We start from the raw sequence: 26,955 nt of genomic DNA on the forward strand, positions 1-26,955 counted from the left end.
GTTGGTTCAGGCGCTCTGGCGCTCGGCTTGCTGTGCGATCAGTTCCTCGACCGCTGACGGCAAGGTGGTTTCGAAGTCGATCAGTTTTACCCAAGTGGGGGTGATGACAATCCTGACCATGCCGTCGTAGAGGGAGCGGACTTGGGCTTCCCACTCGACGCGCTGCTCCGGAGTCATGTGGTAGCTGCCGTTCATCTGCAGGTATTCATCAGGGATGCCGTCCACGGTATCCAGCTCCGCGCGACCGCGGATGAGCAGCATCTTCGGCGGATGCACCTCAGTGTCGATCGTCAACGCGACCTCGGGATTGTGCCGCAGCGAGTGCAGCTTCGGGGCGTTCTTCGACGTGCAGACGACGATCTCGGAGCCGTTCCAGGCGAATCCGATCGGGATGTTGCGTGGCGTTCCGTCCTTCGCGACGTAGGCCATCCGGAGCAGGTCGCGTGCCAGGAGTTCCTGGCTGAACGGGCGGTCAAGGATCTCGGTGATCTCGTTCTGATGCATCGTGGTCGCTCCTTCGTCGGTGGTACCGAGGCCGTTCTGGCTGCTCGTACCCCTGGGACGGAGCCGCCTGACCGTTCTCGACACCATTGCCCAGCGAATTTCAGACCGAACTACGCGTTAGATGCTGCCACCGAAGTCGGAGGGATTTCGAACGACTGCGTCGCCGGGTGAGGCCGAACGCGGCCGGTCGTCACCTGCGCGGCGGAATGCGTCACGCTATTACTTGGGGCGAGTCGTGCCTGCCATTATGCGCAGCGCACCGTTCTCCGATCGTTCGCACGTAGCATCGCCGAATCGGCTGTCCCTGCTTGCTGCGCGTGCGAAGCGTTAGGCTCGCGATGAGCGGTCGATTTCAGAAGGGGACGACATTGTCGGAGTCGCGCCAGCCAACCAGTCATGAACGAATGTCAGGGGTGCCGTGGGATGCGTCGTATCAAGACGGTCCGGCGCCGTGGGATGTGGAGCAGCCACAGCAGGCGATAGTGCGGCTGGCGGCCGAGGGTGGATTCACGGGAGCGGTTCTCGACGCAGGCTGCGGTACCGGCGACAATGCGATTCACCTTGCTGCACTTGGCTTGTCGGTTTTCGGATTCGATGTAGCCGAGTCGGCGATAGCAATCGCACGAGAAAGGGCACAGGCTCGAGGCCTCGAGGTCGATTTCGCTGTTGCCGACGCTTTCGCGCTCGATCGTGTGGGCCGCACCTTCCAGACCGTGTTGGATTCCGGACTGTTCCATACCTTCGACGCTGACGAACGTTCGCGATATGCGGCCAGTCTCGCGACAGTCACCGAGCCGGGCGCGACCGTCTACGTGTTGTGTTTCAGCGACGAGGGTCCCGACACAGGTCCGCATCCGATCAGCCGGAACGATCTGGCCGCGGCCTTCGACGCGGCGAGTGGTTGGCGCATTGCCGCGATCGAGCCGACCCGGATTCTCACCCGGTTCCATGCCGATGGAGCGCCGGCGTGGCTCGCGACGATTCAACGAGCCTAGTGTTGAAAAGATGCATGTAGTTATCGCTGGTGGCCATGGGAAAATCGCACGTCTGCTCGCCGAGCTGTTGTCGAGGAACGGGCATCGGGCAGATTCGCTGATCCGCAATCCGCAGCACGAGGACGATATCCGGGCGGTGGGTGCGGTCCCTGTCCTCTGCGACCTGGAGAACGCGTCCAGTGCGGAGATCGATGCGGTCGTTACAGGGGCGGACGCCGTCGTCTTTGCGGCAGGTGCAGGCCCGGGAAGCGGCATCGCGCGCAAGGATTCGGTCGATCGGGGTGCGGCGGTCTCGCTGGCGGCGGCTGCTGAGCGGTCCGGCGTGCGCAGGTTCGTCCAAATCTCATCCATGGGCGTCGACGAACCGCCGCAGCCGGGGACCGACGAGGTCTGGGCCGCGTACCTGGCTGCCAAGGCGGCAGCCGAGCGCGATCTACGAACTCGCGACTTGGATGCAACGATCCTGCGGCCAGGAAGACTGACCGACGATCCGGCGACGGGACATGTCCTTCTGGCGCCGTCGGTTCCGCGAGCGGACATCCCGCGCGGGGACGTAGCAGCGGTCATCGCGGAATTGCTGACCACCACGGCCGGCATTGGTCAGACCGTGGAACTGATCAGTGGCGAATCCGAAATCCCAGCTGCCGTACGTGCATTGACGCGGGCCTGACACGCGTCAGACGTCGAGGAACCAGCGCTCGACCATGCCTGGTGGCCGACCCGGCTCGATGTAGAACTCTGCCGAGAAGATGGCGGCAAACACTTCCGGCGGCATCGCCATGAAGGTGCCGATGTCGGTCACTTGGCTGGCGTGCGCTTGCATCGATGCTCGTCGCGCAGCGACGAAGTCGGAGACGTCGGCTTGCCAATGAATGTCGGCTTCCGGTGAACCCAGCGGGTTGCCGTCGTCCATCGGGGCGTCCGGGTCGAATTCTTGCTCCATGCCGGCGGCGAGTGCGAGTTCTCGAAACTGCCGCAGACGGTCTCGATTCATGGTCGATTCGAGCAGTCTTGGCCGACGTGCGGCAAGCTCGGCAGCGCGATGTGCGACGTGGTGGACCTTGATGTGATCGGGGTGGCCGTACCCACCGTGCCAGTCGTATCCGATCAAGACGTCGGCATCCTCCTCGTCGAGGATGCGGACCAGACGTAAGGCAGCCTCGTCGAGGTCGGCCTGAAGGAACGACCCGGGATCGTTGTTCTGCTCCCAGCCGGTCATGCCGGAATCGGCATAGTCCAACCACGCGACTCGCTGGGTACCAGTTGCGGCCGCAGATGCGTCGGCTTCCTTGCGACGGCGGTCGATCAGCGTCTCGCCCGGCGCGAGATCGTCAGGTACTTCGCCGTGATCGCCGTTCGTCGCATAGACGACCACAACGCGATGTCCCTCTTTGCTGGCGCGGGCCATCGACCCTGAGGTCTGCGAACTTTCGTCGTCGGGATGGGCGTGCAGGAAGACGATTGTCGTCATGAGTCCATCCTGCCCCAGATCAGCCGCCAGGACAGCCGGGTGGCATGACTGTGAAATCGGCTTTGAACTTCGGACCCGGCGGCAAACCACGGAGGACGGCGCTGATCCACGCAACTGCCGGGGGCCAGCCTGCGCCTGCGGTCACGACGTGTTCCGGTAGCGGCATTGTGTAGAAACGCAGGTCAGCGCCGCGATCCCAGTACGACTGAACGGTCGGCAGCACAACCGACGGTGGGATGAGTTCGTCCCAGAAGCTGTGAAACCACAGCAGCGGTGTGTCCGGGATGTGTTTACCGAGGCTGTTGTCCTCGAGCACTTTGACCGCTGCGGGTGTCGTCGCAAGTGACTTTCCGGGCTGGAAATAGGCGCTGAGCGGCCGGTACATGCCACTGGGTGCAGTCGTCAGAACGCAGCGGCGCTGGAAATCGGCGAGGAGCCCTTGACCTTCGGGCGTCAGCAGTTCCTTCGGATCGAACACGTCGGGATACTCGCGTGCGAGCGCGGCGAACCCGAGCCACATGGTGAAGTTGCCGATGCCAGTGACGCCAGGCTGCGCTTTGAGCGCGTATTCCGCCACGGCGGTCAGGCTGCCTGGTGTGCCGCCGAAGGCAGTTCCCAAGATCGCGACGTCTGGTGCATACGTTTGGCGGAGTTCCGCCGCACGGATCGAGCCGGAGCCACCGCCGGAGTAGCCGTAGAGCGCTATGCCGGATTTCTCGAAGCCCAACGTGTTGTCGGACTTGACCGCCCGAAGGCTGTCGAGAACCATCTTGCCTTCGTCGAAGGTGTTGAACGTGTTGAACTTGCCGTCGAAGTCCGGGATGTTGATGGCGAACCCTTCGGCAAGCCAAAGCTGCAGCAGCGCTGATTCTTTCATCGTGCCGACCTGGAGCGTGTGGGACGGATTGCACGACGAGTCGGTCGAGTCGATCGCCTCTTGGAACGACACCACCGGTCGTGGACTGCCTATCCATGGAATGCCGGGAACGATGACGGTCGTGGCCGTGACGATCGGATTGTCGTAGACGTCGTTCGACCGGTACAGCAACTGTTTGGTGTAGACGGGAACAGGAATGCCGAGCAGTCGGGTCTGCACCTCGCGGGAACGCACGATTTGGCCGGGCTGGAACGAGTCGAGGTCGGCCGGATCGTCGTACCAGGGGTCGTTGTCGGGCGTCGGGATCGGAAGTAAGTCGTAGAGCTGCGGCTCCGACGGCAACTGCGGTAACTGGTTCTGATCCGGCGGGAAGATCGGCGGAAAAGTCGGATCGGCGGAAGCGGCTCCGACGCCCACCGACGACACGGATATCACTCCGAGAAGCACCACTAACAGCCGAAACGTTGACCTGACCATCTATCCGTCCACTTCGTTGCTGGATGTGAGACGCAAGAGTCTCACATTTTGCAGCCATTTGGAACAGGTTCTGCGATATCGGCGTGTGCCGTCGGAAGTCGGGGTCTTGGCCGCAAGTGTCCGTTACTGCGAGTACGGTCCACGGTGGGCACCGAACGGCCGCTCGAACTCGAAGACGAGGATTTGCTGTGACGCCTACACCGGAACGCCACCACGTTGTCATCATCGGCGCAGGTTTCGGAGGGCTTGGAGCGGGAATCAAGCTCGCCGCCAAGGGAATCGACGATTTCGTCCTTCTCGACCGAGGCGACGAGGTCGGCGGGACCTGGCGCGAGAACACCTACCCGGGCGTCGAGGCGGACATCCCCGCCGTCCATTACTCGTATGGTCATCTGCCGAATGCCAAGTGGTCCTCTGCCTTTGCCCCCGGCAGCGAACTCTTCGCCTACGCGCGCGACATTGCCGACCGCTTCGAACTGCGACCGAAGATCCGGTTCGGCACCGAAGTCGTCTCCGCTGCCTACGACGAAGCCACACGAGAATGGACCGTCACCGCAGAAGACGGCACCCAATTCGTGTCGCGCTTCGTCATCTCCTGCCACGGTGCGCTCAGCATCCCGTCGCGCCCGGACATTCCGGGGTTGGACGACTTCGAAGGCAAGATGATGGCGACCCAGCGCTGGGACCATTCGTACTCGGTCGCAGGCAAGCGCGTCGCAGTCATCGGCACGGGCGCTTCTGCGCTGCAGGTCATTCCGACGATCGCACCCGAGACGGCCCATCTGACCGTATACCAGCGCACGCCGATCTGGGTGATGCCGAAAGTGAACTTCGCCGTCCCCGGCGCTCTGCAGAAGGTGTTCGAGACCCTGCCGTTGTCGCAGAAGATCGTGCGCAACATCGTCTCGTCCACCACTGCGGCCGCCGAAACCGTCGCTGTCACCCACAACAAGCGGCTGCCGTTCGTGACCAAGGGGGTCGCACAGCTCGCGACGGCGTTCCTGAAATCTCAGGTCAAGGACCCAGCGCTCCGTGAGAAGCTCACCCCGACTTACGGTTTCGGCTGCAAGCGACCATCGATGTCGAACACGTACTTCTCGACCTTCGAACGCGACAACGTGACATTGGAGACCACCGGCATCGAGCGGATCACCTCGAAGGGGATCCGGACCGTGGACGGCAACGAGGTCGAGCTCGACACCATCATCTTGGCGACCGGTTTCAAGATCTTCGGGCTGAGCTACCGGATTGCGGGCGTCGACGGCGTTGACCTGGAGTCGCAGTGGGACGAGCAGCGGCTGGCGTCCTACGAGGGCGTTGCTGTGCCCGGATTCCCGAACTTCTTCCTCGCCCCCGGACCGTACGGCGTCATCGGCTTCTCCTGGTTCGACACTATCGACATCTGTGTCTCGCACGCTGTCGACATGATCGCGCAAGCCGACGCGGACGGCGTGACGCGGATCGAGGCGGACTCCGCCGCCACCGCAAAGTTCGTCAAGAAGATGCGCAAGCGCGTCGAGAACACTGTGTTCATGAGCCCGTCGTGCAACAACTCGAACACCTACTACCTCAACAAGCATGGCGACGCCCCATACCTGCGGCCGGAGACCATCGTCGAGGCGAAGTTCGCTATGCGATCGGCGGCGAAAGGCTACGTGCGCGCGTAGCGGTTGGGGGAGGGAATCAGCAGATGGCTGAACGTATTTCGACGTACACGAACGACGGGCATACCTTCGACGTCATCGACGACGGACCGCTCGACGGCACACCCGTCGTGCTGTTGCACGGCTTCCCGCAGACTGCTCTGGAATGGTCCCGCGTTGCACCGTTTCTGCACGACCGCGGCTACCGCACAATCGCCCCCACTCAGCGCGGCTACTCGCCGGGTGCCCGGCCACGCGGTCGTTACGCGTACCGGATGAGCGCTCTGGTCGGCGATGCGACGGCACTGATCGCCGCCATCGGCGCTGGCCCTGTGCACCTCGTCGGCCACGACTGGGGATCGGCGGTCGCGTGGTCCACGGCGACAAGGCATCCCAACTTGGTCCGCACGTTGACCTCGGTATCGGCACCACATCCAATGGCGTTCATGCGGTCCATGGTGACGAGCAGCCAGGCCGCGCGATCGTTCTACATGGCCCTGTTCCAGGTGCCGTGGATTCCCGAGGTGGTGATATCCCGTGCGTTCGCGGCGACTGCCCGGCCCGACGTGCGACGCCGCGCATTGGAAATGTCGCAGCTCGACGGCGAGCAGTTCGATCGTATAAATCGTGATGTCGTCCAGAGCGGTGCGCTGAAGTACGCCCTCAACTGGTACCGAGCGATGCTGATCACAACCCCTGGTGGGGCCGCGAAGACGGTCAGTGCTCCGACGACCCATGTATGGAGTACTCGCGACAGCGCACTGGTGCGCAAAGGTGCCGACCTGACCGCCGAATACGCAACGGGACCTTATCGATTGGAAATCCTGGACGCGACGCACTGGATACCGGAAGAGCGTCCTGCCGAGCTCGCCGACATCATCGCCGCTCGCGTAGATGGTTCCGATCGAGTCTCGGGGGTACCCCCAGTCCATGAGTGATCCTGAGTTCAGCAAGGGCGACAAGGTCGAATGGAAGACCCACGGCACCACCACCGAGGGTGAAGTGGAAAAGAAGATCACTAGCGACACCGAGGCCGCCGGTCGGCAAGTCCGAGCGTCGAAGGACGAACCGCAGTACAAGGTGCGCAGCGACAAAAGCGGCAAGGACGCGGTGCACAAGCCCGACGCTCTGACTCCGAAAGACTGACCAGGCTCCGACATGTCCAAGGGTGCGGATCGGCGTTGGTGTTTCGCTGACCAGTTGGGTCCGCATTTCCTGGACTCCGAGGATCAGCCCGTTCTGCTGATCGAGGCGCGGGCGGTGTTCGGTCGCCGCAGATTCCACCGCCGCAAAGCACACTTGGTCTTGTCAGCGCTTCGTCACCGGGCGGCCGAACTCGGTGAGCAAGCGATATTCCTCCAAACACGCACGTATCAGCAAGCTTTGGCAGAAGTGCCTGGGACGTTCAGTGTGTGTCAGCCGACGTCGCGGGTCGCCGACGACTTTGTACGAAAGCTGCCGTCTGTCGAGGTGCTGCCCGCTCGGGGGTTCGCGACCGATAGGGAGACGTTCGAGCGGTGGGCGCAGTCGCAACGCGGACTGCTGCTCGAGCAGTTCTATCGCGACGCTCGGCGGCGGTTCGACCTGCTGATGGACGGCAAGGAACCGACCGGCAATCGCTGGAACTTCGACGCCGAGAATCGCGAACCACCGCCGAAGAGCGGTCGACTCGACGTAACCGGTCCGTGGTTGCCGGACGAGGACGAGATCGACGAGCGGGTCCGCGCCGATCTCGATCAGTGGGAACGTGACGGCGATGCCTCGTTCGTCGGACGCGACGGTCCGCGTGAGTTCGCGGCCACTCGCACCGAAGCCCAAGCCGCGCTACAGCATTTCTTGCAGCACCGGCTAGCGCAGTTCGGGCCGACCGAAGACGCGATGCTTGCAGGGGATCGGTGGATGTCGCACAGCGGGTTGTCGGCTCCGATGAACCTGGGACTGCTGGATCCGCTGGAATGTGCCTATGCCGCCGAAGATGCTTATCGGACGGGGAATGCCCCGCTGGCCAGCGTCGAAGGGTACATCCGGCAGCTCATCGGGTGGCGCGACTATATCTGGCACACCTACTGGCATCACGGCGACGAGTATCGCAATCGGAACGCGCTCGCCGCGCATCGCCCACTGCCGCAATGGTTTACCGACCTGGACGCCGACGCCGTCCAGGCGAGATGCCTGAAAGATGTTCTGGCGCGAGTGCGTGACCATGGTTGGGTGCACCACATTCCGCGGCTGATGGTGCTGTCGAACTATGCGCTGCAACGAGGTTGGCAACCGGCGGCCATGACCGACTGGTTTCACCGTAGCTTTGTCGACGGCTACGACTGGGTGATGGTCGGCAACGTCGTGGGGATGTCACAGCACGCGGACGGCGGCCTGATTGCCACCAAGCCGTACGCATCCGGTGGTGCGTACATCAACCGAATGAGCGACTACTGCGGTGACTGTCGCTACAAGCCCACCCGCCGAGTCGGCGAGGATGCGTGCCCCTTCACCGGTGGCTATTGGTCCTTTCTGGCGCGTAATCAGGACCGCCTGAAGAACAATCACCGGATGCGGCAGCCACTGGCGGGATTGAATCGACTCGCTGACCTCGACGACGTCGTCGCCCAGCAGCGGGAGCTGGGCGACGACGCGCCGTGATCGGTCTGAATCGCCTGGCTCAGGCGTCGATCGACTGCTGACCGTTGCGGTGTGCGATCTCGATCTTTCGAGGCTTTGCCTTCTCTGCCACCGGAATTCGTAGCCGGAGGACGCCGTCGGTGTAGTCGGCCTCGATGCGGTCGGTGTCGAGGTTCTCGCCGAGGAACAGCTGGCGGCTGAACACGCCGCGTGGACGTTCGGCGGCCAGCATGTCACGGTTGGTGTCCAGGTCAGGACGTTCCGCCCGGACCGTGATCACATTGCGTTCGATGTCGAGATCGAGGGAATCCGGTTTCATCCCCGGTAGGTCGAACTCGACCACGAACTCGTCACCCTCGCGCCACGCGTCCATCGGCATTACCGCCGGCCGTGCCGAAGTGCCGAACACCTGCTGGGTCAGGCGGTCGAGGTCACGGAATGGATCGGTACGCATCAGCATCGTCGCCACCTCCACTACTCCAATCTTGTCTGTGGGTAACCAGTTATCTCTGTTAACTGGCATAGATTTGTTGTACCACTGTCCGCTATATTGATGCAAGAGCATGTGGAAGTAATTTCTCCGGAGGTTCGAAATGGTGCAGGAGCCCAACGGGCCGAACGGTTTGCCGTCGCCGCAGCTGGGTGTGTATGGGATCTCGGTGGCCGCGCAGTTGTCCGGCGTCGGGGCGCAATCGCTTCGGCTCTACGAAGAACACGGCCTGCTGACACCAGACCGCACCGCAGGCGGCACCCGGCGCTACAGCAGCGACGATATCGACCGCATCCGGCGGATCGCGACCATCCTCGCCGCGGGAGTCAATCTTGCTGGGATCGGCCGCATCTTGGCCCTGGAGGCTGACAACGCCGATCTTCGTCGTCGACTTCTCGACCTGGGAGACGACATCGGCCGAGCCCGGTAGAGCGAGGGCCTACATCGGTCGGCCGAGCGCCTTGCGAAGGAGTTCGGCGAGTTGGGCCTGCTCGTCGAGACTGAGGTTGGCTGCGGCTGCCCGGGCGAATTCGAAGGTCTTCTCGAAGGCGGAGTTGAGGCTGTCGCCTGCGGGGGTCCGGGTGAGCTGGCGGGATCGACGGTCCGCGGGATTGGCATGCCGCTCCACCAGATCCCTCGCTTCGAGCCGGGTGACGATCTGCGTGATGTTGGACGCGTCGCAGCCGAGTTCGTCTGCCAGCTCACGCATTCCGCGCGGACTGGAGATTCTGCCCAGCACGCAGGCCTGCGCGACGCTCATCCCGTGCTGTTCGGCCGCGATCTCGTACGCGCGGTCGTAGGCATCGACGAAGTCGAACATCGCGCGTTCGGCATCGGACGACGCCGAGACGGGACCGGAAGGTACGGCCATGACCAAATTCTAACACTTGATTCACTCAAGCATTTGTGGAAGCGTGATGCTTGATTCACTCAAGTATGTAAGGAAGGCGCCATGCACGCACTCGTCGTCTCGGTCCATCCCCGTTCCAACTCGTTGACCGCCGCCAGCTCCGCACGGGCACGCGACAAATTGGTCGCCGACGGCCACACCGTTGACTACCTCGATCTCTATGCCGAGGGCTTCGACCCTTCGCTGCTGCCCGACGACGAACCCGACTGGGCCGACTCTGCAAAGGAGTACTCGGCTGAGGTTCGAAGCCACATGGCGCGGGTCGCCGCAGCCGATGTGATCGTCGTGGTCTTCCCGGTCTGGTGGTTCGGCTTACCTGCGATGGCCAAGGGCTGGGTGGATCGGGTGTGGAATCGGGGATTCGCCTACGAGCCGTCCACACTCCATGGCAAACGGATGCTGTGGCTCGGGCTGGCAGGTGGCCCCGCGGGCTATTTCGCGAAGTACGGCTTCGACAAGATTCTCGACCTGCAACTGCGCGTGGGCATCTCGGAATTCTGTGGGATCACCGACGCGACGGTCCACCTGGTGTACGACACCCTCGCCGAGCCACGCCTGACGAGCATCTACGAAGCGGTGTCGTCGACGACAATCGCGGCTTAGCCTGGGTATTCTGCCTTGTGGCCGAACGCATCTCGACCGAAGCAGACAGGCACCGGGGCCCAGGTTTCCGTGAACGCGTGGAACGCGCGATTCGAATGACCGAGCGACTCAATTCCTTCTCGTACGACGACAAGGACGCGATCCGGGCGGCGTGGAGCGAGCTGACCGGTCAGCCCGTCGACCCGACGTTTCATCTCATTCCGCCGGTCTATTCGGACCACGGCGTCAACATCCGGCTCGGCCGCAATGTCTTCATCAACCAGGGCTGCCGGCTCGACGACCTCGGTGGAATCGAGATCGGCGACGACGTCATGATCGGTCCCGGCGTTCGGTTGATCACGTCGGGACATCCCGTCGACCCGGCGGAGCGCCGCAATGGAGTCACGGCAGCCCCGATCCGAATCGAGCGCAACGTGTGGATCGGTGCAGGCGCAATGGTTTTGCAAGGAGTCACGATCGGTGCCGACTCCGTCATCGGAGCCGGGGCAATCGTTACCCGCGACGTTCCGCGCGCGGTGCTAGCTGTCGGGGTGCCCGCTCAGGTTGTCCGTAGCATCGGCAGAGACGTCACCTGATGCCTCGGTCGCGGCGACGAGTTTGCTGCCTTCGATGTCGAGGTCGGGGAGAACGCGTTGGAGCCAGGCGGGCAGCCACCAAGCAGCGTGGTTGAGAAGCTTGAGCACAGCCGGAACTAGTGTCATGCGAACGACGAAGGCGTCGATCGCCACGCCGACCGCGAGGGCCAGGCCGATGGACTTGATCACCGCGTCGTCCCCGAAGATAAACGACCCGAACACCGCAATCATGATCAGCGCAGCGGCGGTGACGACGCGCGCGGTGTGTCCCATTCCGAGCTCGATCGAGAGGGCCGGGTCGTTGGTGTGGATGTACTCCTCACGTATTCGCGTGACGAGGAATACCTCGTAGTCCATCGCGAGCCCGAACAAGATGCCGACGAGCAGCACAGGAAGGAAGCTCACGATGGGGCCAGGCGTCTCCACGTTGAAGATGCTGCCGAGATGCCCCCACTGAAAGACCCCGACCGTGAGCCCCATCGAGCCACCGATCGACAACAGGAAGCCGACTATCGCCTTGACCGGAACCAGGATCGACCTGAACACAAGGGTCAGCAGCACCAACGCAAGGCCGACGATCAACACCAGGAACACCGGCAATGCAGAACCGAGTTTCTCGGAAACGTCGATGTTCGACGCCGTCGGACCGGTCACATAGACCTCTGCGCCTAGCGCCTTGGCCTGATCGCCGACCTCTCGAAGTAGGTGGACGAGGTCCCGCGTCGCTTCGCTCGACGGCGCCGAATTGGGCACGACCGACACGATTGCGACGTCGCCGGTCTGGTTCGGAATCGGGGGTGAAATCGAGGCAACGCCGGGAATGTTCTTGCCGCCCTGGTCGATACCCTGCTGGGTGACTTGGGCGACGTCGGTGTGGCCTGGCCAGTAGACGACCAAAGTGAGCGGACCGTTGAACCCCGGACCGAAACCTTCCGACAGCAAGTCGTACGCGCGACGCTCGGTGGTATCGGTCGACTTGGCGCCGTCGTCCGGAAGGCCGAGTTCGAGGTCCAGGGCGGGGTAGGCCAGCACTCCCACGCCGACAATGCAAAGCAACACTGTGACAATGGGTTTCGCGGTGACCAGCTGCGACCAACGTCGTCCGAAACCCGTGCCTGGCTCTCGGCTCTCCTGCCTGCGCGCCAGCGGTCCGATTCGTCCGCCGTTGATCCGCTCGCCGAGCAACGCCAACAGCGCCGGAACGAGGGTGATGGAAATGAGGACAGCGACTGCGACGGTCGCCGCGGCGGCGACGCCCATTGCTGTGAGGAACGGGATTCCGACGACAGCCAAGCCTGCCAAGGCGATCACGACGGTAAGGCCCGCGAAAACCACGGCACCTCCAGCGGTGGCGATCGCCGTCGCGATCGACTCCTTCACCGGCATGCCGTCGTGCAACTGTTGTCGGTGGCGAGAAATGATGAACAGCGCGTAATCGATGCCGACAGCCAGTCCGAGCATGAGGGCCAGCGTGGGTGTCGTCGAATTGACTTCGACAACTCCGGACAATGCCTGAATGCCGAGCAATCCGATCCCGACGCCGATGACCGCCGTCAACAGCGGCATACCTGCGGCGACGAGTGCACCGAAAGTGATTGCGAGGACGACGAAGGCGATGACGATGCCGTACACCTCGCTGCTATGGCCCGCCGCTTCCGTGGTGGAGATGACACCGCCGGAGAACTCGACTTGCAATCCTGCTTTCCGAGCCGGGTCGGCCGCCTTCTGGAGCGCTGCCTTGGCTTCGTCACTGATCTTGTCGACGGTGACCGCATATTTGATGTCGCCGAACAGGATTCGCTTGTCAGGGCTCAGGGTGCCCTGATCGAAGCCGGTGACCGCAATTACCTGCGGTGCCGTACGCACCTGGTCCAACGCTCGCAGCCCGACCTCGCGGTACTGCTCCTCCTCTAACGTGTGCCCCGGCGGCGCTGCGACCACGACCCGCGCGCTCGCACCACCTGTACCAGGGAACTTCTCCGAGAGAAGATCGATTGCGCGCTGGGACTCCGTGCCCGGGATGGTGAACGAATTGCTCACCGGCCCATTGAAAGCCACCGACGATATTCCGACGCCCGCCAAGATGAGGATCCACACCGCGGCCACGAGCCATCGGCGACGGACGATCACATTCCCCAACCGGTAAAGAAAACTGGCCACAGTCCCGCTCCTTACCCTGCGTCGACGTAGGGAATCTAGCCCGGCGTGCGCTGTTTCCGTCGTCGTTTTCGCATGTCGCGGCGTCGAATCTCCGACCGTGGGTGGATTCCAAACGGCGCGAGTTGGCCGAAGATTGTGTGATGGCGACAACATCCGAGGTACGCGATCAGACTCCGTCCACCCGCGATCGGCTCTACGGCTGGAAGACCGCGGCACCGCTCGATCACTCGCATGTTCCGGTCACGCCGATCGAACTCCCACCCGGTCCGCGCACCCCGGGCCTGCTGCAGACCGTGCTCGTATGGGGATACCGGCCGCATTACTTGCCGAGGATGCACGAGAAGTTCGGTGACACCTTCACGTTGAACTCGGCGCCGGTGGGTCGGCTGGTGGTCACCCGCGACGCCGACGCGATTCGCGAGATCTTCCGAACCAGTCCCGACATCGTGCACGCCGGTGAGGGCAACTCGCTGCTGCGACCGCTCGTCGGTAACAACTCCGTCCTCACCCTCGACGCGCCAGAGCATCAGCCGGCGCGCAAGCGTCTGCTGCCACCGTTCCACGGCGCCCGGATCGCGCGCGTCGTGTCGTTGATGGAAGAGGCGACCGCTCGCGAAGTCGCGACTTGGCCTGTCGGCCAAGACTTTCCGCTACTCGAACGGACCCAGGCGCTCACGCTCGATATCATCGTGCGCGTTGTGATGGGCGTCGACGACCCCGCTCGGGCGAAACGGCTGGGCGACGCGCTGCGCGGGGTGCTCAGCCTGGGCATCAGCGACATGTTGATGTGGGTAGCACCTGGGCTGCATCGGTATTGGCCGTGGCGCAACGTGATCCGCCAGCTCGACTACGCGGATGAGCTGCTGTACGAGGAGATCGAGCGACGCCGAAATGATCCCGACCGCGCATCGCGACCCGATGTGCTGTCGATGCTCGTCGACGGCGATGCCGACCCGGCGATCGTGCGGGACGAACTCGTCACGATGCTCGCTGCCGGCCACGAGACCACCGCGGTCGGGCTGGCGTGGACCTTCGAGCTCATCTTGCGGCACCCCGAGGTCCTCGACCGCTTGCGCCCGGGGTTGGACGACGATAAAGACCCTTACCGCACTGCCGTCGTCAAGGAGGCTTTGCGGGTGCGTCCGGTCATCTACAACGTCGCCAGACGCCTGATGGAACCGATGCAACTCGGCGGGTTCTCTTTGCCGGCGGGGCAGTTCGTCCTGCCGTCGATCGCGGGCTTGCAGACGGACCCTCGCATCTGGGGTTCCGACGCCGCCGAATTCCGTCCCGAACGGTGGGAGGACAGCGACGTCCCATCGCACGCGTGGATACCGTTCGGCGGCGGAACTCGCCGGTGTCTCGGTGCGCTGTTCGCGCAGACCGAGATGGAAACGGTCGTGCGCACCGTGCTCCGTCAGGTCGAGTTGCGGACCGTCGGTGACGTCGAAAAGCAGCGTATGCACCACATCACTGTCGTCCCGAAGCATGGCGCGCGAGTGCAGGTGACGAACCGCCTCGCCTGACGTCGCGTTCTGCATGTCGATCTCGATAACGCTATTATTCCGATAGTGACTTGCCCACCCTCGTGAGTCTATTAGGAGTCCAGGGACTCCTAAAAGACTCACGAGGGTAGGTGGGTATCGCGATCGATATGTAGAGGGGGACGACGTGGCGGCCCGGAAGGTACTGACCCGCGCCGAAACTCAGGCGCAAACGCGTGAGGATCTGCTCGACGCTGCCGAGAAGTTGTTTCTTGCCAATGGTTATCACGTCACGTCGATCGCCACGATTGCGGCCGAAGCCGGTCGGACCGTCGGCGCCGTCTACAGCAACTTCGCGAACAAAGAAGAGTTGTGCATCGAAGTACTGAAGCGTCGGTCGGCTGGTGAATTGTCGAGCCTTATCACTGCCCTCGCGACATCGGGGGACGATTTCGACGGCCGTCTGGACGCGATCGCGATCTGGTGGCGGCGGGTTTCCTCGCAGACCGACGTCGTGAACTTGATCGCCGAGTACCTGCTGAGCATCGTTCGAGATCTCGATCGCCGCGCGGAGGCCGTGGAAACGATTTCTCGGTTCATCGAATCCGCTCAGGCGATAACCGAGGAGTACTTGCCGATGGGGGTCTCGCCGTCAGAGGAGGCCACAAATGAGGCGATGCACGCCATTCTCGCCACTGGCACCGGCCTGGCCGTATCGCAATCGGCCGGGATCATCGGAGTCGATGAGTCGGTGACCCTGCTGGTCAAGTCCTTCAAGTTGTGGATGGGTCAGCTGGCCGCGTCGCAGAAATGAGTAATTGAAAGAGTGCCATTATTCGGATAACATCTATATCTAGAAATGATCCCGATCTGGGGTCGTGGGTGTAGAGAGGTCCGAGATGAGCGCCTACGTTCACGAAGTACGGGTGCGCGAGGTGATCGCGGAAACTGCCGACTCGGTGACCTTGGTCCTGGACGTATCGGACGAGGTAACGCCAAGGTTCGATTACGAGTGCGGGCAATTTCTCACCGTCCGAATCCCGAGTCCCACAACCGGATCGGTGGCGCGGTGCTACTCGTTGTCGTCGAGTCCGCACGACCCCCACCTCGCCGTCACCATCAAGCGCACGGCGGGCGGATATGCATCGAACTGGTTATGCGACAACGTTGTTCCGGGTTCTTCGCTCGAAGTCCTCGAGCCTTCGGGAACTTTCGTTCCCGCATCGCTGGACCGTGATGTTCTGCTCTGCGCGGCCGGCAGTGGAATCACGCCGATCATGTCGATCGCAAAAACCGTTCTCGCTCGCGGCGCCGGCCGAGTAATCGTTCTGTACGCCAACCAGAACCGAGAGTCGACCATCTTTCATCGCCAGTTGGCCGAACTCGAGCAGGCCTACGCAGACCGCCTCGTCGTTGTCCATTGGCTAGTCGACGAGCGAGGCCTACCTACCGTCGACGGCCTGGCTGCGGAGATCCGCACGCATACCTTCGACGACGTATTCCTCTGCGGACCAGCAGGTTTCATGAGCGAAGCCCACATTGCCCTGTCATCGATCGGTGTACCGGCCGAGCGGATCAGGCGCGAAGAGTACCGCTCGCTGGAAAGCAACCCTTTCGAATCAAGCACTACCGCAACGCAACCGACTCCGCCCCGGGGTGACCACCCGACTGTCGAGGTCGAAATCAACGGCGAGAACCACACGTTCGCGTGGCCGAAAAATCAGCCACTGTTGGATGTGTTGCTGGACAACGGTATCGACGCCCCGTACGTCTGCCGCGAATCCATCTGCGGCACATGCGTGTGCTCGGTGCGAAAGGGCAAGACGCGAATGCTGCTGAGCGACGCGCTGACCGACGAAGACATAGACATGGGCGTCACGCTCGCCTGTCAGACGCTCCCAGAATCGGATGAGGTCTATATCGCGTTCGATCAGTGATTGCCGGTCGCAGTTCGCCACTCCGCGATTGCTCGACCGATGTCGGTGGCCGGCGGATCGCCGTACGCCCATTCGCGGGCGATGCGATGCCAGTTGTTCGTCGAATTGAGCTGCCCGAGAACGCCGAACGTGAAGAAGTCGGCTCTACGGGAGAACACGTGCTCTGCGGGGAGTTGCTGGCGACGTATGCCGGTGAACTGTGCTGCGGATGCGCGTGGGTCGATTGCGAGGATCAGGGCGCCGGTAGCCAATTCCGGTGTGATGGTGAGGGGTTCGTCCAAGAGATGCCAGCCGGCGGCTGACCGTAGATAGTCGAGACACTCTGCCGGTATGACGTTCGACGTCGGATCGACGATGCCGCGTCCGACCATGAGTCGGTACAGCTCATCAGCGTCTTCCTCGCACGCGGCTCGCAACAGCGCGCGCTCGAAGTCGACGTTGACCGGATCCATCCGGTTGTACAGACCGAAGTCGATGAAGGCGACCATTCCGTCGGCTCCCACAAGGACGTTGCCGGGGTGGGGATCGCCGCAGAATTCGTTGTGGCTGAACATCGAGCCGATGTAGAAGCGGTAGATCAACTCGCCGATGTGGTTGCGATCGGCCTTCGGCAGCGCGCGCATGCGGTCGAACGGCATTCCGTCGAAGAATTCCGTGACCAGGACGTGGGGTGACGAGTGCTCGACGACACTGTCGGGGATTGTGATGAACGGATGGCCTTGATACCGCTGCGAGACGGCATGTTGGGTGCGCGCTTCGGCCTCGTAGTCGAGCTCGCTCTCCAGGTTTCGCGCGATCTCGTCGAAGATGGAGTTGTCTTTCAACGTCGGCCAGAACGGCGCGGCGAGCTTGCCGAAGAACTTGAGATTGCGCATGTCGGCACGAATGGCGTCGTCCACACCCGGGTACTGGACCTTGACGGCAACGGCCCTGCCGTCGCGCAGTGTGGCGCGGTAGACCTGCCCGACCGACGCCGCCGCGATGGCGGACTCGTCGAAGTCTCGGAATACACCGCGCAGTGGTCCGAGGTCGGTCTCGATCACCTTCCGCATTGCGGAAAACGGCGCCGCGGGTGCTTGATCTCGCAGTGCCGCGAGTTTCTCGCGGAACACTTCGCGGTGCGACTCTGGTATGAGGTCGAGGTCGAGCACGGACAGCATCTGTCCGATCTTCATAGCCGCGCCTTTCATGGTGCCGAGGACCATGACAAGTTGTTCGGCGGCTTGCATCGTCGAACGTTCCGCAAGGATCGCACGTGCCCGGTCGGACCGGCCGATCATCGATATGCGCGTACCCGCGCCGCGCACGGCCTGCTCAGCGGCCAATCGGCCAAGTTTTCCGCCCCGCGCGACCCGGGATTTCGGAACTCGACCTGCCACCAGCTACCTCCGCCTGCGTTTCGCCTGACCATACCCCCGGGCACTGGGCGTTTGTCATGCCTCCAACTCGAGAACGCAGCGCGGATTCCAGGGCAGCGGTCCGCTGGGGAAGCTGAACCGGAGCATCCGGTGCGATCCGTGCGCGTCCATGTGCAATATGAACGGCGGAAGGAATCCCGCCACCACCTTGTCGAGCAGGCCGTTGATGTGGTTGAAGCTCGGCCGGATGCGGACCTGCCAGGCATCGAACGATCCGGCCCCGATCTTCATAGTCGTGCGCTTCTCGACCTTGACCTCGAGTGGCCACACCACCGAGAAAGCCAGCCATAGATCGTATTTGGCCTTCGAACCACGTTGGAAATCGAGGCCGCGAAGCAGTGTTGCGGCGCTGAGCAGTGGCATCGTGCCTGAGGGGAACGGGCCGACTTCGCCACCGAACTGCAAGTGCTGAGTGTCGACGAAGTAGCCCTCTTCGCGTGAGACGACTTTGCCCGCGAATAGTGATGCCGCTTTGTAGCTCTCCATCACGAGCGACCCCTTGGATCGCTGGATCCGCTGCTCGACCTTCATGCTGTATTGATCGTCGGAACCGGTGTTGATCGAGGCGACGTAGGCCTCATCGCCGTCGTGTTCGACGATGCTCGTTAGCTGGCCTGTCGCGGGGGCATCGCCCACCTTGATCGAGTAGACGGACTTCTCGCCATCGGCGATCCCTGGATCGCGGAACGGTGTAATCATAATCGGAACCTCTCAGTAGGTCGGTTTGACAGCAGAGACGGTTTGCGCGAGTCCGCTGGTGTGCTGTCCGATCTCGGTGAAACCGGTCTGGCGGAGGCCGCCGGTGATGGCTGCGCGGCTGAACATGGTTATACCGCTGAGCTTTTCGAGTGGTTTGGCCGGAATTCCCCGCGGTGCAAGGCTGGTCAGGATCACGATTCGGCCGCCTGGCTTGAGAACTCGGAAGATCTCCTCGATCGCGTCGAATGGCTTGTTGATGAGGTAGAGCGCTGCGAGGCAGCTGACCGCGTCGGCGACGCTGTCGGCGAACGGCAGCTTCTCGGCATCCCCGCGGACGTAGGCGACTGCTGGTCCTGAGTTGTCGGCAACTGCTCGGCGCAGCATCTGGTGCGAGGCGTCGACGCCGACGGCCAAGCCGCCGGGAAACGCCTGCGCTCCGAACCAGCCGGTGAAATTACCGGGACCACAACCGATATCGAGCACGGTATCGCCAGGCTGCAGGCGCAGGAGCCCAGTGATCCGAGCCCGTTCGGCGTCGGCGTTCGACCCGATCGCGCCGGCAAGGACGCGATAGCCGATCGGTCGGAACAGCTGATAGCCGGTGGAGTAGAGGGTGGTGCGCATGAGGCGCTGCGCGAAGCTGCGGGTCGGCGGCGCCGTTTCGCCGAGCGTGTCGAGGTAGCCGTCGCGAGAGACTGCGGCACCCCGGCATCGGGTTGGGTCGAGCAGCTCAGCCGTGCGGCTGACGGGTGTGGGCGATGCTATGCGGGTCATGGTGGTCTCTTTCGTCGAGAAGTATTGTCAGGCAGTGGATTTGACCGACCAGATCGACGGTCGCACAGCCTCGGCATCGAGAATGCGCCGCACGAACGTCGCGACTTCCTCGATCGCATCCCGCGCGTCGGGCAGCAGGTCGGCGGCAATCTGGAAGACGTGAAAGGCGTTGTCCCAGATCTGAAGTTTGAGCGGCACACCGCCTTCGGCGCAGCGCGCCGCGAGGAGTTCGGCATCCGAGAGCAGCACTTCGGTCGACCCGACGTGTATCAGAGCCGGCGGGAGCCCGTGGAAGCTGCCGTTGACAGGTGACCACGCCGGATCCAGTTCACCGTCGACGGCGATGCCCCATTTCGCGGGCAATGCATAGCCGTCTGCGGAGATCAGCGCGTCGACCGGGTTGTTCGGATGGGTTTGCCGGATCGTCGAGTCGTAATTCGCCCACGGCGACATCGCGACGACAGCGGCCGGCAACGGCAGATTTCGGTCCCGAGTAGCCATCGCTAGCGAGAAAGACAAACCACCCCCGGCGGAATCGCCCATGACAATGATGCGCTCCGCAGGGAAGCCCTGGTCCAACAGGTATCGGTAGGCGTCCACGCAATCATCGACCGTCTCGGTGACGTGTGCCTGCGGGATCTGCCGGTAGTCGACGTTGAGGAGAGGGACGCCGCACGTTCGGGCGATGCGCGCGACCAGCCGGCGGTGCGAGTTCAGCCCACACGCCAGCAGCCCGCCGCCGTGAAAATAGATGATCGCGCTGCCCTTGTCGATGGCGGGGTCGGCAACGCTCTTGTCCCACACCCACTCCGCACGGAACTGCGGGAACTCGACCATTCGCAACTGGGTTCCCCGCCGTGGGCGCAGCGGCAGCAGCAAGCGGTCAACCCGCGTGGTGATCGGGAGCGCCACCCGCGGACCGATGACGTTGGTCTTTTCGGCCCACACCGCCGCGTCGAGCGCCTTGCGAATCGTGGACTGCAGTACGGAATGCGTGATCCGGAGCGTTCGACTCGATCTGCGTGGTAGCTCCGCGACTACCGGCGGGTGGAGCGGCGACACGGTCGCAAGGTCTGGGGCTGTGGTCACGTCATTTCCTCGCGTCGAGTCGTTCGCATTCCAGGTGGATCAGGTCTGATTCATTGAGCCGCTCGACAAGTACGTCACCGAACGCGGCAACGGTTGTGAGGACGCCGGCAGCCGGTGGCAGGCGGTCTTCGTCGCGGACCAAGGCAAGTGCGCACTCGCCGATCATGATGGACGTCATGACGTACCCGGGGTCGCAGTCAGCCTGCAGTCGAGCGACGTATCGCGCGCCGGTCGTTGTGCGCGTGTAGGTTTCGACGGTGAGTGAACCGTTGTCGGTGATCGTCTCGCCCGGGCCGGATCCCGGCTTCGGCAATGCGAAATCGATAAGCCGACGGACCGGGGGAAGTGCGAAGGCGCCCAAACCAATTGCGTAACCAGCAGTAATGACACCGGCGGCAACTGTCGACACGATCGGCCGCTGCGTGACGGAGAGCGCCTCGCTGTACCGGAATTCTGGTCCGTACGCGCCGTCGAGCAACGCGTTTGTGCGGCGCACGACCCTAGCGTTGTAGAACGACGCAATGAACGGTGCCAGGGTTCCCTTCAGCGACGGGTCCACCGAGGCACCACGCACGATCCGGATGTCCCGCGGTTGGCGGGTGCGCGGTCGAGCTGGCCGATCGGGGCTGTCGGTAAGGGAATCCGGATCGAGCATCATCCGGAGGAAGCCCTTCTTGAACGCCTGCTCGGCATACACCCGCCCGGTATCGACCGATCCACCCGACACCCAGCCCACGATCTTGCGCAACACCATGGTCGTGTCGGTCAGCGTGCCTTGATTGTCTTGTGCCGCAGCCTTGTACAGCAGATAGACCGGCAGATCTGAAGGAATGGAGTCGAATCCGGCGGAATGGATGATCCGCGAGCCGTTCGCCACGGCTTGCTCGTGGTACTTGTCGATCGACCATCGAACGAACGGGACTTCGGCAGTGAGGTCGAGGTAGTGGCAGCCCGCATTCACCGCAGCGGCAAGGAGATTCTCACCGTAGCGCAGCCATGGACCGACACTCGTGACGATCACCTTCGTGCGCGCCGCCATGGCGTCCAACGTCGACGGAGTATCGACGTCGGCGACGATCAGCGGCCACTGCGCAGCCCGGCTGGGTAGCGAGCTGCGGATCTTCTGCAGCTTCTGCAAGCTACGGCCGGCTAGCGCGATCGACACGTCGGTCGGTGCATGCGCCGCGAGGTAGCGGGCGTTCGCCGCCCCGGAGAATCCGGTGGCACCGAAGACGACGATGTCGAACTCACGATCGTGGTTGGTCATCGCAGCCGATCCACCAGTTCACCGTTGGCGCCGAAGAGCTTCAATTGCCATTCCTGGACGAGGTCTTCGGTGTCGATGTCGTCGGGATGGAAGCCTGGGCGCATGAACTCCGCGAGCTCGCCGAGCAGGCCCTTGAGCAGCGGGCCTCGCGCGACTTCGATGGCTTGTCGGGCAACGATGAGCGGATGCCAGGAATCGCGATCGCGCAGGATCGAGAGCAGCAGTAGGGGCCCGAGGACCGGGTACAGACCGACGACGACGACCGCCATGCTGCCGATGCGCGCGATCTCTGAGCCGCCGACATACCTGTAGGCGTCGAACATCACCGACTTGTGTTCGAGTTCCTCCAGCGCATGCCAGGTGAGCAATTTCAGGGCCTCTGGATCGGCGCCCGGCATGTTGTAGAGCTCTTCGTTCGACAACATCCGACGACCGAGAGTCGCGGTGATGTGCTCGAGCATCGCCGTCACACCCATGTGGAGCTTCACCCCGGCGAAGTCTTCGATCTTCACCAACGCTTTGAAGCTTTTGGTTCCCTCTCGAAGAACGGTCATGACGCTGTTTGCGACCGGGTACCGCAGATTGGCGAGATGCTCGTCGTTGAGCCGGTCGTGTTCCTGGCTGTGCACCAGTTCCTGGCCGACGAATCCGACGACGCGCTTCTTGAGTACGGGGTCGTCGATGTCTTTCATGAACTTCTTGACGGCGCGAAGCATCGTTTCCTCACCCAGCGGGATCGCCGCGTTGCCGAGCGCCAAGCCGTGGCTGAGCGGGATGTTCCCGTTGATGAAGAGGTGCTCCATCGGTGCCGCTTCGCCGAACCGGAAGCGCATGCGCCGGACCTTCGGTGGGGTCGTGTCCTTCGCCGTGCGGAGCGGGGTCTTTTCTTTGCGGAGAATCGATGTCACGGACATGGTGAACTCACTTTCCTCAGGCGGAAGCGGAAATGGTTGTCGGCAATGCCTTCTCGGCGACGCGTTCGTAGCGGTAGTCGTCGAGCGGGTACTTACGATTGCCGCGGCTGGCTTCGAAGAAGCCCTGCGGTCGCAGATACGTCGTGTCGCCTTGCGAGTTGCGGTAGTAGGTCGGCACATGTGCGTTCAGTTCGGCCAGGTAGTAGCGCTGCGATTCGCCCAGGCGGTAGATCTTCTCGTGGTACGCCTCGGCGGCGTCCTTGCGGATCTCGCACACGTCGGCGCCGCGGCGGTGTGTTTCCTTGATGGCGCGGACAGCGTGATCGGCGGTCATTTCGACGAACGAATGCCACCCGGAGCCGGTCCAGGAGTACGGGCCGCACAAGGTCCAGCGATTGGGCAGCCCTGGGACGGAGACACTTTCGTACGCCTGCAAGCCCTCCTCGTTGTAGAACTTCGCGAGGTCGAAGCCGTCACGACCGAGAACCGTTCCAGGACGGTAGGTTTCGGGATCGGAGAACACCTCGTAGCCGGTCGCGAGGATCAGTACGTCGAGCTTGTGCAGCACACCGTCGCGCGTCTTGACACCGGTCGGCGTGACCTTCTCGATCGAATCGGTGATCAGCGAGACGTTGTCGCGGTTGTAGGTCCGTAGGTAGGCAGACGAGATGGTCGGCCGTTTGGCGAGCGGTCCGAAGTTCGGCGTCAGCTGTTCCGCCGTCGCCGGGTCCTTGACCACGCGTCTGATATAGCGCCGGTACGCCGAGATCGCTGTTGCGTCGAACCGGTCCATCGCCGGATGTACAAGCCGGGCAGGGGGTTTGACCATCGCGCGGAAGAGTAGGTCCATCGCCACGAGTGCGACTCCGTGCAATGCAGGCTGCACGCCAGGGATGGCAAGGGTGCGCTGTACCGCACGGGGAACGGTGAAGTCCGGTTTCGGGACCGACCACACCGGCGTTCGTTGAAAGACCGTGAGGTGTTTGACGTCCGGCGCGATGGTCGGGACGATCTGCACTGCACTGGCGCCCGTGCCGATGATGCCGACGGACTTGCCTGACATATCGAAGTCGTCGTCCCACGAACTCGGGCGTTGCACTTTGCCTTTGAAGGTCTTGGCTCCAGGGATGCCGACGTCTTCCTTGGGGCGAACGAACGCGCCGACGGCACTGATCAGAAAACGGGCGGTGATCGTCGAATCGTTGTCGAGGTGGAGCGTCCAGAAGCGGCCGGCGTCGTTCCATTCTTCGCGTTCGACGTTGACGCCGAACGTGATTCGGGGATAAAGGCCGAACCGTTTTGCGACGTCGACGTGGTACTGCTTGACCTCCGCACCGCGTGGAAAGATTCGGCTCCAGTCGGCCTTGCGCGCAAACGAGTACTGGTAGGCGAGCGCAGGGACGTCGACGCCCAGTCCCGGGTAATGATTTTCGTTCCAGCTACCGCCGACGTCGTCGGCGCGTTCGAGGATGACGAAATCGTCGATCCCGGCTTTGCGCAGTTTGGCTCCTGCAGCGATTCCGGCTGGTCCGGCACCGATCACCGCCACCTCGTACTGTGGCTTGCTGTTCATGCGCTCACCCGATCGAGCACGCTCATCAGCCGGACGCCTGCAGCTTCGAGGCGTTCGACGGGGAACTGCCGCAAGATGCCCCGGGTAACCGAGGGCGCGATGCGATACATGGCGTAGGTGAGCCAGGCTTCGGTGCGAACCGGAACGACGTCGAGGTCGAAGCGGACGCCGCGGACGGCTGCTCGAGCCACAAGGTCCGGGCTGAGCGGAGAGATCGGCAGTGTGTCGACGAAATCTCTGACCCGATCGAGGATTCCAACTCCATCCTGGAACAGATTCGCGTCGATACCGACCGTCTCGGCGTGATTGCCGAGATTGGTGTTGATCAGCCCGGGGCAGATCGACGTGGCGCTGACGCCCTTCGGACCCAATTCGACTCGGAGACAGTCGGTCAGCATCCGGACGCCGGCTTTCGAGACGTTATACGCGGAGGTTCCCGGCACAGGTGTGTACGACGCCGCGGAGGCGATGTTGACGATGTGGCCTCTGCCGAGTTCAGCCATCTGCCTGCCGAATACGAGGCTGCCGTACACGACACCCATCAGGTTCGGCCCGAGCTGGCGGTCCCACGACTGCGGTGTCGTGTCGAGGAAGGCTCCTGCGACGACCAGGCCGGCGTTGTTCACGAGCACGTCGGCGACGCCGAACTTAGCCCGGATGTCAGCGGCGACTCGCTCCCACGCGTCGGGGTCGGTCACGTCGAGCAGCGCCGATGACGCACGGTCGCCGTTGGCTTCGATGAGGGCGACCGTCTCGTCAGCGGTCCTGAGGTCGATGTCCGAGACGACAACGTGTGCGCCGAGTTTGGCGAATCGGAGCGAGATCGCCCGACCGATTCCGCTACCCGCACCGGTCACCACTACGAGCTTCGGCTGTAAACGGTTGATCTTCATGATCGGGACTCCTCGAGTTCCAGCGGCCGTGTGCTTTGGGCCAGCAATGCCGAATAGCGATAGTTGTCCAGCGGGAAATGCTTGTTTCCCCACCACATTTCGAGGTGGGTACTGGGCCGGATGGTTGCGGCGTCGCCCTGGTAGTTGACGTAGTACGTGTTGGACCCCTCGCAGGCGGGCGAGAGCCACATCGTCTTCTCACCGCGGCGGCGGTACTTGTCGTAGTAGGCGTCGTGTGCGGCTTGCTTGATCTCCACCTTCGTGGCGCCGCGCCGCTTGGATTCGGCGATTGCTCGCGCCGCGTGGCGACTGGTGCACTCGATCATCGCGAGGTACGAGCCCGCGGCGAACCCGTACGGTCCGGTGATCAGGAATGCATTCGGGAATTTCGGCACCGAGACGCCTTGGTAGGCCTGAAAGCGGTTTTCGTCCCAGAACTGGTTCAGATCGAGACCGTCGATGCCGCGCATCGGATACGGGGGAGTGGTGCCCTTGCCCATGACCTTGAATCCGGTGGCGCACACAAGGACATCGATATCGCGAACAGTCCCGTCCTCAGTTGCGACGCCGTTCTCGGTGATCTTCTGAATCGGTGTGGTGACCAACTCGACGTGCGGCCTGGTGAACGTCTTCAGGTAGCGGTTGGAGACTGACGGACGTTTGCACCCGGGGGCGTACTCCGGCGTAAGTTGCTGCGTGAGTTCAGGATTGCCGCGCAGCCAGACCTTGTAGCCTCGGGCTCCGCCACGCTCGAGGGCTTCGGCGAGAAACGGGACACGCTCGTGGAATACCCCGATTCCGGTGATGCCGAAGTCGATCGCGACGGTGACCGCGGCGCGGATGCTACGGCGCAGTACCGGCATGTTCAGCAGTGCGGTGCTGACCGCCGAAGGAATCGGAAAGTCGGGCTTCGGTGCGACCCAGATCGGGGTTCGCTGGAACACGGTCAGCTGCTCGGCGATGTCGGCGAGCTCCGGGATCAATTGCAGCGCAGTCGCTCCTGTTCCGATGCCGGCGATGCGCTTGCCCGTGTAGTCGTAGTCGTGGTCCCACCGCGAGGTGTGGACGACCTTCCCGGCGTAGGTGTCGATTCCGGGAATGTCGGGCAGCTGGGGGATCTCGAGCGCGCCGATAGCGCCGACGATGTAGCGCGCGACGAGGGTCTCGCCGGTGTCCAGTCCGACGCGCCAGACGTGGTTGTCGTCGTCCCATACAGCGCTCTGCACCGTCACGCCGAGTTTGATCCGCGACCGCAGGTTGTAGGAATCCACGACTTGCTCCGCATACTGCTTGACCTCGGCCCCCGGCGCGAACATGCGCGTCCACTTCTTCGGAGGTTCGTAGGAGAAGCTGTAGTAGATCGACGGAATGTCCACGGCGACACCGGGATAGGTGTTCGCGTGCCAGGTACCGCCGATCCCGTCGTTCTTGTCGACGATGAGGAAGTCGTCGATCCCGGCCTTGGTCAACTGCACGCCCGTGCCGATACCGCCGAATCCCGCGCCGACGATGAGTACCTCGTGGTCGACTGCGCCCTCTCGCGGCGCTCGTATCGCGGCGGTCATCTCCGGCACCACCGGATG

27 protein-coding genes are annotated in these 26,955 nt (G+C 63.0%); 12 read left to right on the forward strand and 15 right to left on the reverse strand.

Annotated features, from left to right (window positions below):
* Window positions 1-6: 6 nt before the first annotated feature.
* Window positions 7-504: a pyridoxamine 5'-phosphate oxidase family protein gene (locus FGL95_RS10700; RefSeq protein WP_169586406.1), complete on the reverse strand. Its 498-nt coding sequence runs from the start codon at window positions 502-504 to the stop codon at window positions 7-9.
* Window positions 505-908: 404 nt separating this feature from the next.
* Between FGL95_RS10700 and FGL95_RS10705 the strand changes: the two genes are divergently transcribed.
* Both FGL95_RS10705 and FGL95_RS10710 read left to right on the forward strand, forming a co-directional pair.
* Window positions 909-1,499: a class I SAM-dependent methyltransferase gene (locus FGL95_RS10705; RefSeq protein WP_169586408.1), complete on the forward strand. Its 591-nt coding sequence runs from the start codon at window positions 909-911 to the stop codon at window positions 1,497-1,499.
* Window positions 1,500-1,509: 10 nt separating this feature from the next.
* On the forward strand, window positions 1,510-2,169 hold the full coding sequence (locus FGL95_RS10710) for an SDR family oxidoreductase (protein WP_169586410.1): 660 nt from the start codon (window positions 1,510-1,512) through the stop codon (window positions 2,167-2,169).
* A 6-nt stretch (window positions 2,170-2,175) separates the two neighbouring features.
* On the opposite strand, the gene FGL95_RS10715 is transcribed toward FGL95_RS10710, so the two are convergent.
* A complete protein-coding gene (locus tag FGL95_RS10715) occupies window positions 2,176-2,970 on the reverse strand; it encodes a PIG-L family deacetylase (protein ID WP_169586412.1) in 795 nt (264 codons plus the stop codon).
* A gap of 19 nt (window positions 2,971-2,989) precedes the next feature.
* Window positions 2,990-4,324, reverse strand: a complete 1,335-nt coding sequence (locus tag FGL95_RS10720; protein WP_169586414.1) for a lipase family protein — start codon at window positions 4,322-4,324, stop codon at window positions 2,990-2,992.
* Window positions 4,325-4,512: 188 nt separating this feature from the next.
* Here FGL95_RS10720 and FGL95_RS10725 point away from each other — a divergent pair, with 188 nt between their 5' ends.
* From FGL95_RS10725 to FGL95_RS10740, 4 genes are read left to right on the forward strand one after another with little or no spacing between them, the layout of a single operon-like run.
* The gene (locus FGL95_RS10725; RefSeq protein WP_169586416.1) at window positions 4,513-5,991 is read left to right on the forward strand and encodes an NAD(P)-binding domain-containing protein; all 1,479 of its coding nucleotides are present in this window, start codon (window positions 4,513-4,515) and stop codon (window positions 5,989-5,991) included.
* A gap of 23 nt (window positions 5,992-6,014) precedes the next feature.
* The gene (locus tag FGL95_RS10730; RefSeq protein ID WP_169586418.1) at window positions 6,015-6,905 is read left to right on the forward strand and encodes an alpha/beta fold hydrolase; all 891 of its coding nucleotides are present in this window, start codon (window positions 6,015-6,017) and stop codon (window positions 6,903-6,905) included.
* Window positions 6,898-7,113, forward strand: coding sequence for a hypervirulence associated TUDOR domain-containing protein (locus FGL95_RS10735; protein WP_169586420.1), 216 nt, complete (start codon window positions 6,898-6,900; stop codon window positions 7,111-7,113). The genes FGL95_RS10730 and FGL95_RS10735 overlap by 8 nt, the downstream gene beginning before the upstream one ends.
* 12 nt (window positions 7,114-7,125) lie before the next feature.
* Window positions 7,126-8,607, forward strand: coding sequence for a cryptochrome/photolyase family protein (locus FGL95_RS10740; protein WP_169586422.1), 1,482 nt, complete (start codon window positions 7,126-7,128; stop codon window positions 8,605-8,607).
* A gap of 19 nt (window positions 8,608-8,626) precedes the next feature.
* Here FGL95_RS10740 and FGL95_RS10745 read toward each other — a convergent pair whose 3' ends face one another.
* Window positions 8,627-9,046 (reverse strand): Hsp20/alpha crystallin family protein, encoded by a 420-nt coding sequence (locus FGL95_RS10745; protein ID WP_169586424.1) that lies wholly within the window; start codon window positions 9,044-9,046, stop codon window positions 8,627-8,629.
* A gap of 133 nt (window positions 9,047-9,179) precedes the next feature.
* Here FGL95_RS10745 and FGL95_RS10750 point away from each other — a divergent pair, with 133 nt between their 5' ends.
* Entirely contained in the window at window positions 9,180-9,506 is a 327-nt protein-coding gene (locus FGL95_RS10750) for a MerR family transcriptional regulator (protein WP_169586426.1), read from the forward strand.
* A gap of 9 nt (window positions 9,507-9,515) precedes the next feature.
* Here FGL95_RS10750 and FGL95_RS10755 read toward each other — a convergent pair whose 3' ends face one another.
* On the reverse strand, window positions 9,516-9,947 hold the full coding sequence (locus tag FGL95_RS10755; RefSeq protein ID WP_169586428.1) for a MarR family winged helix-turn-helix transcriptional regulator: 432 nt from the start codon (window positions 9,945-9,947) through the stop codon (window positions 9,516-9,518).
* Window positions 9,948-10,028: 81 nt separating this feature from the next.
* On the opposite strand from FGL95_RS10755, the gene FGL95_RS10760 reads away from it, so the two are divergent.
* Together FGL95_RS10760 and FGL95_RS10765 are read left to right on the forward strand one after the other, a co-directional pair.
* On the forward strand, window positions 10,029-10,589 hold the full coding sequence (locus FGL95_RS10760; protein WP_169586430.1) for an NAD(P)H oxidoreductase: 561 nt from the start codon (window positions 10,029-10,031) through the stop codon (window positions 10,587-10,589).
* Window positions 10,590-10,684: 95 nt separating this feature from the next.
* Window positions 10,685-11,164 (forward strand): sugar O-acetyltransferase, encoded by a 480-nt coding sequence (locus FGL95_RS10765; RefSeq protein ID WP_169586432.1) that lies wholly within the window; start codon window positions 10,685-10,687, stop codon window positions 11,162-11,164.
* Here FGL95_RS10765 and FGL95_RS10770 read toward each other — a convergent pair.
* Window positions 11,108-13,324: an MMPL family transporter gene (locus FGL95_RS10770; protein WP_169586434.1), complete on the reverse strand. Its 2,217-nt coding sequence runs from the start codon at window positions 13,322-13,324 to the stop codon at window positions 11,108-11,110. The two genes, FGL95_RS10765 and FGL95_RS10770, sit on opposite strands and share 57 nt — an antisense overlap.
* 140 nt (window positions 13,325-13,464) lie before the next feature.
* Between FGL95_RS10770 and FGL95_RS10775 the strand changes: the two genes are divergently transcribed.
* The 3 genes from FGL95_RS10775 (at window position 13,465) to FGL95_RS10785 (ending at window position 16,745) form a co-directional block, all read left to right on the forward strand.
* Window positions 13,465-14,850 carry a cytochrome P450 gene (locus tag FGL95_RS10775; RefSeq protein ID WP_169586436.1) on the forward strand — a complete coding sequence of 462 codons (1,386 nt, stop codon included), beginning with the start codon at window positions 13,465-13,467 and terminating at the stop codon, window positions 14,848-14,850.
* Window positions 14,851-14,995: 145 nt separating this feature from the next.
* The gene (locus tag FGL95_RS10780; protein ID WP_169586438.1) at window positions 14,996-15,622 is read left to right on the forward strand and encodes a TetR family transcriptional regulator; all 627 of its coding nucleotides are present in this window, start codon (window positions 14,996-14,998) and stop codon (window positions 15,620-15,622) included.
* Window positions 15,623-15,707: 85 nt separating this feature from the next.
* Complete coding sequence (locus tag FGL95_RS10785; protein ID WP_169586440.1) at window positions 15,708-16,745, forward strand: ferredoxin--NADP reductase; 1,038 nt, start codon at window positions 15,708-15,710, stop codon at window positions 16,743-16,745.
* On the opposite strand, the gene FGL95_RS10790 is transcribed toward FGL95_RS10785, so the two are convergent.
* From FGL95_RS10790 to FGL95_RS10830, 9 genes are all read right to left on the reverse strand, one after another.
* On the reverse strand, window positions 16,739-18,124 hold the full coding sequence (locus FGL95_RS10790) for an AarF/UbiB family protein (RefSeq protein ID WP_169586442.1): 1,386 nt from the start codon (window positions 18,122-18,124) through the stop codon (window positions 16,739-16,741). The two genes, FGL95_RS10785 and FGL95_RS10790, sit on opposite strands and share 7 nt — an antisense overlap.
* Window positions 18,125-18,178: 54 nt before the next feature.
* The gene (locus FGL95_RS10795; RefSeq protein ID WP_169586443.1) at window positions 18,179-18,862 is read right to left on the reverse strand and encodes a DUF3108 domain-containing protein; all 684 of its coding nucleotides are present in this window, start codon (window positions 18,860-18,862) and stop codon (window positions 18,179-18,181) included.
* Window positions 18,863-18,874: 12 nt separating this feature from the next.
* A complete protein-coding gene (locus FGL95_RS10800; protein WP_169586445.1) occupies window positions 18,875-19,636 on the reverse strand; it encodes a class I SAM-dependent methyltransferase in 762 nt (253 codons plus the stop codon).
* Window positions 19,637-19,663: 27 nt separating this feature from the next.
* Entirely contained in the window at window positions 19,664-20,725 is a 1,062-nt protein-coding gene (locus tag FGL95_RS10805) for an alpha/beta hydrolase (RefSeq protein WP_338079808.1), read from the reverse strand.
* A 1-nt stretch (window position 20,726) separates the two neighbouring features.
* Window positions 20,727-21,992: a saccharopine dehydrogenase family protein gene (locus FGL95_RS10810; protein ID WP_169586447.1), complete on the reverse strand. Its 1,266-nt coding sequence runs from the start codon at window positions 21,990-21,992 to the stop codon at window positions 20,727-20,729.
* Window positions 21,989-22,825 carry a metal-dependent hydrolase gene (locus FGL95_RS10815; RefSeq protein WP_338079832.1) on the reverse strand — a complete coding sequence of 279 codons (837 nt, stop codon included), beginning with the start codon at window positions 22,823-22,825 and terminating at the stop codon, window positions 21,989-21,991. The genes FGL95_RS10810 and FGL95_RS10815 overlap by 4 nt, the downstream gene beginning before the upstream one ends.
* Before the next feature lie 97 nt (window positions 22,826-22,922).
* The gene (locus FGL95_RS10820; protein WP_169586451.1) at window positions 22,923-24,479 is read right to left on the reverse strand and encodes a flavin-containing monooxygenase; all 1,557 of its coding nucleotides are present in this window, start codon (window positions 24,477-24,479) and stop codon (window positions 22,923-22,925) included.
* Entirely contained in the window at window positions 24,476-25,372 is an 897-nt protein-coding gene (locus tag FGL95_RS10825; protein WP_169586453.1) for an SDR family NAD(P)-dependent oxidoreductase, read from the reverse strand. Before FGL95_RS10825 ends, FGL95_RS10820 begins: the two co-directional genes overlap by 4 nt.
* Entirely contained in the window at window positions 25,369-26,937 is a 1,569-nt protein-coding gene (locus FGL95_RS10830; RefSeq protein WP_169586455.1) for a flavin-containing monooxygenase, read from the reverse strand. The genes FGL95_RS10825 and FGL95_RS10830 overlap by 4 nt, the downstream gene beginning before the upstream one ends.
* Window positions 26,938-26,955 lie beyond the last annotated feature (18 nt).

Source organism: Antrihabitans stalactiti, assembly GCF_012932915.1.
GTDB lineage: Bacteria > Actinomycetota > Actinomycetes > Mycobacteriales > Mycobacteriaceae > Antrihabitans > Antrihabitans stalactiti.

Bases quoted from the DNA above. Each gene is read 5' to 3' on its own strand.
- FGL95_RS10775 (WP_169586436.1), top strand. From the start codon at position 13,465: ATGGCGACAACATCCGAGGTACGCGATCAGACTCCGTCCACCCGCGAT.
- FGL95_RS10830 (WP_169586455.1), bottom strand. From the start codon at position 26,937: ATGACCGCCGCGATACGAGCGCCGCGAGAGGGCGCAGTCGACCACGAG.
- FGL95_RS10800 (WP_169586445.1), bottom strand. From the start codon at position 19,636: ATGACCCGCATAGCATCGCCCACACCCGTCAGCCGCACGGCTGAGCTG.
- FGL95_RS10815 (WP_338079832.1), bottom strand. From the start codon at position 22,825: ATGCGCTTCCGGTTCGGCGAAGCGGCACCGATGGAGCACCTCTTCATC.
- FGL95_RS10785 (WP_169586440.1), top strand. From the start codon at position 15,708: ATGAGCGCCTACGTTCACGAAGTACGGGTGCGCGAGGTGATCGCGGAA.
- FGL95_RS10825 (WP_169586453.1), bottom strand. From the start codon at position 25,372: ATGAAGATCAACCGTTTACAGCCGAAGCTCGTAGTGGTGACCGGTGCG.
- FGL95_RS10820 (WP_169586451.1), bottom strand. From the start codon at position 24,479: ATGAACAGCAAGCCACAGTACGAGGTGGCGGTGATCGGTGCCGGACCA.
- FGL95_RS10710 (WP_169586410.1), top strand. From the start codon at position 1,510: ATGCATGTAGTTATCGCTGGTGGCCATGGGAAAATCGCACGTCTGCTC.
- FGL95_RS10745 (WP_169586424.1), bottom strand. From the start codon at position 9,046: ATGCTGATGCGTACCGATCCATTCCGTGACCTCGACCGCCTGACCCAG.
- FGL95_RS10730 (WP_169586418.1), top strand. From the start codon at position 6,015: ATGGCTGAACGTATTTCGACGTACACGAACGACGGGCATACCTTCGAC.
- FGL95_RS10755 (WP_169586428.1), bottom strand. From the start codon at position 9,947: ATGGCCGTACCTTCCGGTCCCGTCTCGGCGTCGTCCGATGCCGAACGC.
- FGL95_RS10700 (WP_169586406.1), bottom strand. From the start codon at position 504: ATGCATCAGAACGAGATCACCGAGATCCTTGACCGCCCGTTCAGCCAG.
- FGL95_RS10715 (WP_169586412.1), bottom strand. From the start codon at position 2,970: ATGACGACAATCGTCTTCCTGCACGCCCATCCCGACGACGAAAGTTCG.
- FGL95_RS10720 (WP_169586414.1), bottom strand. From the start codon at position 4,324: ATGGTCAGGTCAACGTTTCGGCTGTTAGTGGTGCTTCTCGGAGTGATA.
- FGL95_RS10705 (WP_169586408.1), top strand. From the start codon at position 909: ATGTCAGGGGTGCCGTGGGATGCGTCGTATCAAGACGGTCCGGCGCCG.
- FGL95_RS10735 (WP_169586420.1), top strand. From the start codon at position 6,898: ATGAGTGATCCTGAGTTCAGCAAGGGCGACAAGGTCGAATGGAAGACC.
- FGL95_RS10810 (WP_169586447.1), bottom strand. From the start codon at position 21,992: ATGACCAACCACGATCGTGAGTTCGACATCGTCGTCTTCGGTGCCACC.
- FGL95_RS10750 (WP_169586426.1), top strand. From the start codon at position 9,180: ATGGTGCAGGAGCCCAACGGGCCGAACGGTTTGCCGTCGCCGCAGCTG.
- FGL95_RS10795 (WP_169586443.1), bottom strand. From the start codon at position 18,862: ATGATTACACCGTTCCGCGATCCAGGGATCGCCGATGGCGAGAAGTCC.
- FGL95_RS10740 (WP_169586422.1), top strand. From the start codon at position 7,126: ATGTCCAAGGGTGCGGATCGGCGTTGGTGTTTCGCTGACCAGTTGGGT.
- FGL95_RS10765 (WP_169586432.1), top strand. From the start codon at position 10,685: ATGACCGAGCGACTCAATTCCTTCTCGTACGACGACAAGGACGCGATC.
- FGL95_RS10760 (WP_169586430.1), top strand. From the start codon at position 10,029: ATGCACGCACTCGTCGTCTCGGTCCATCCCCGTTCCAACTCGTTGACC.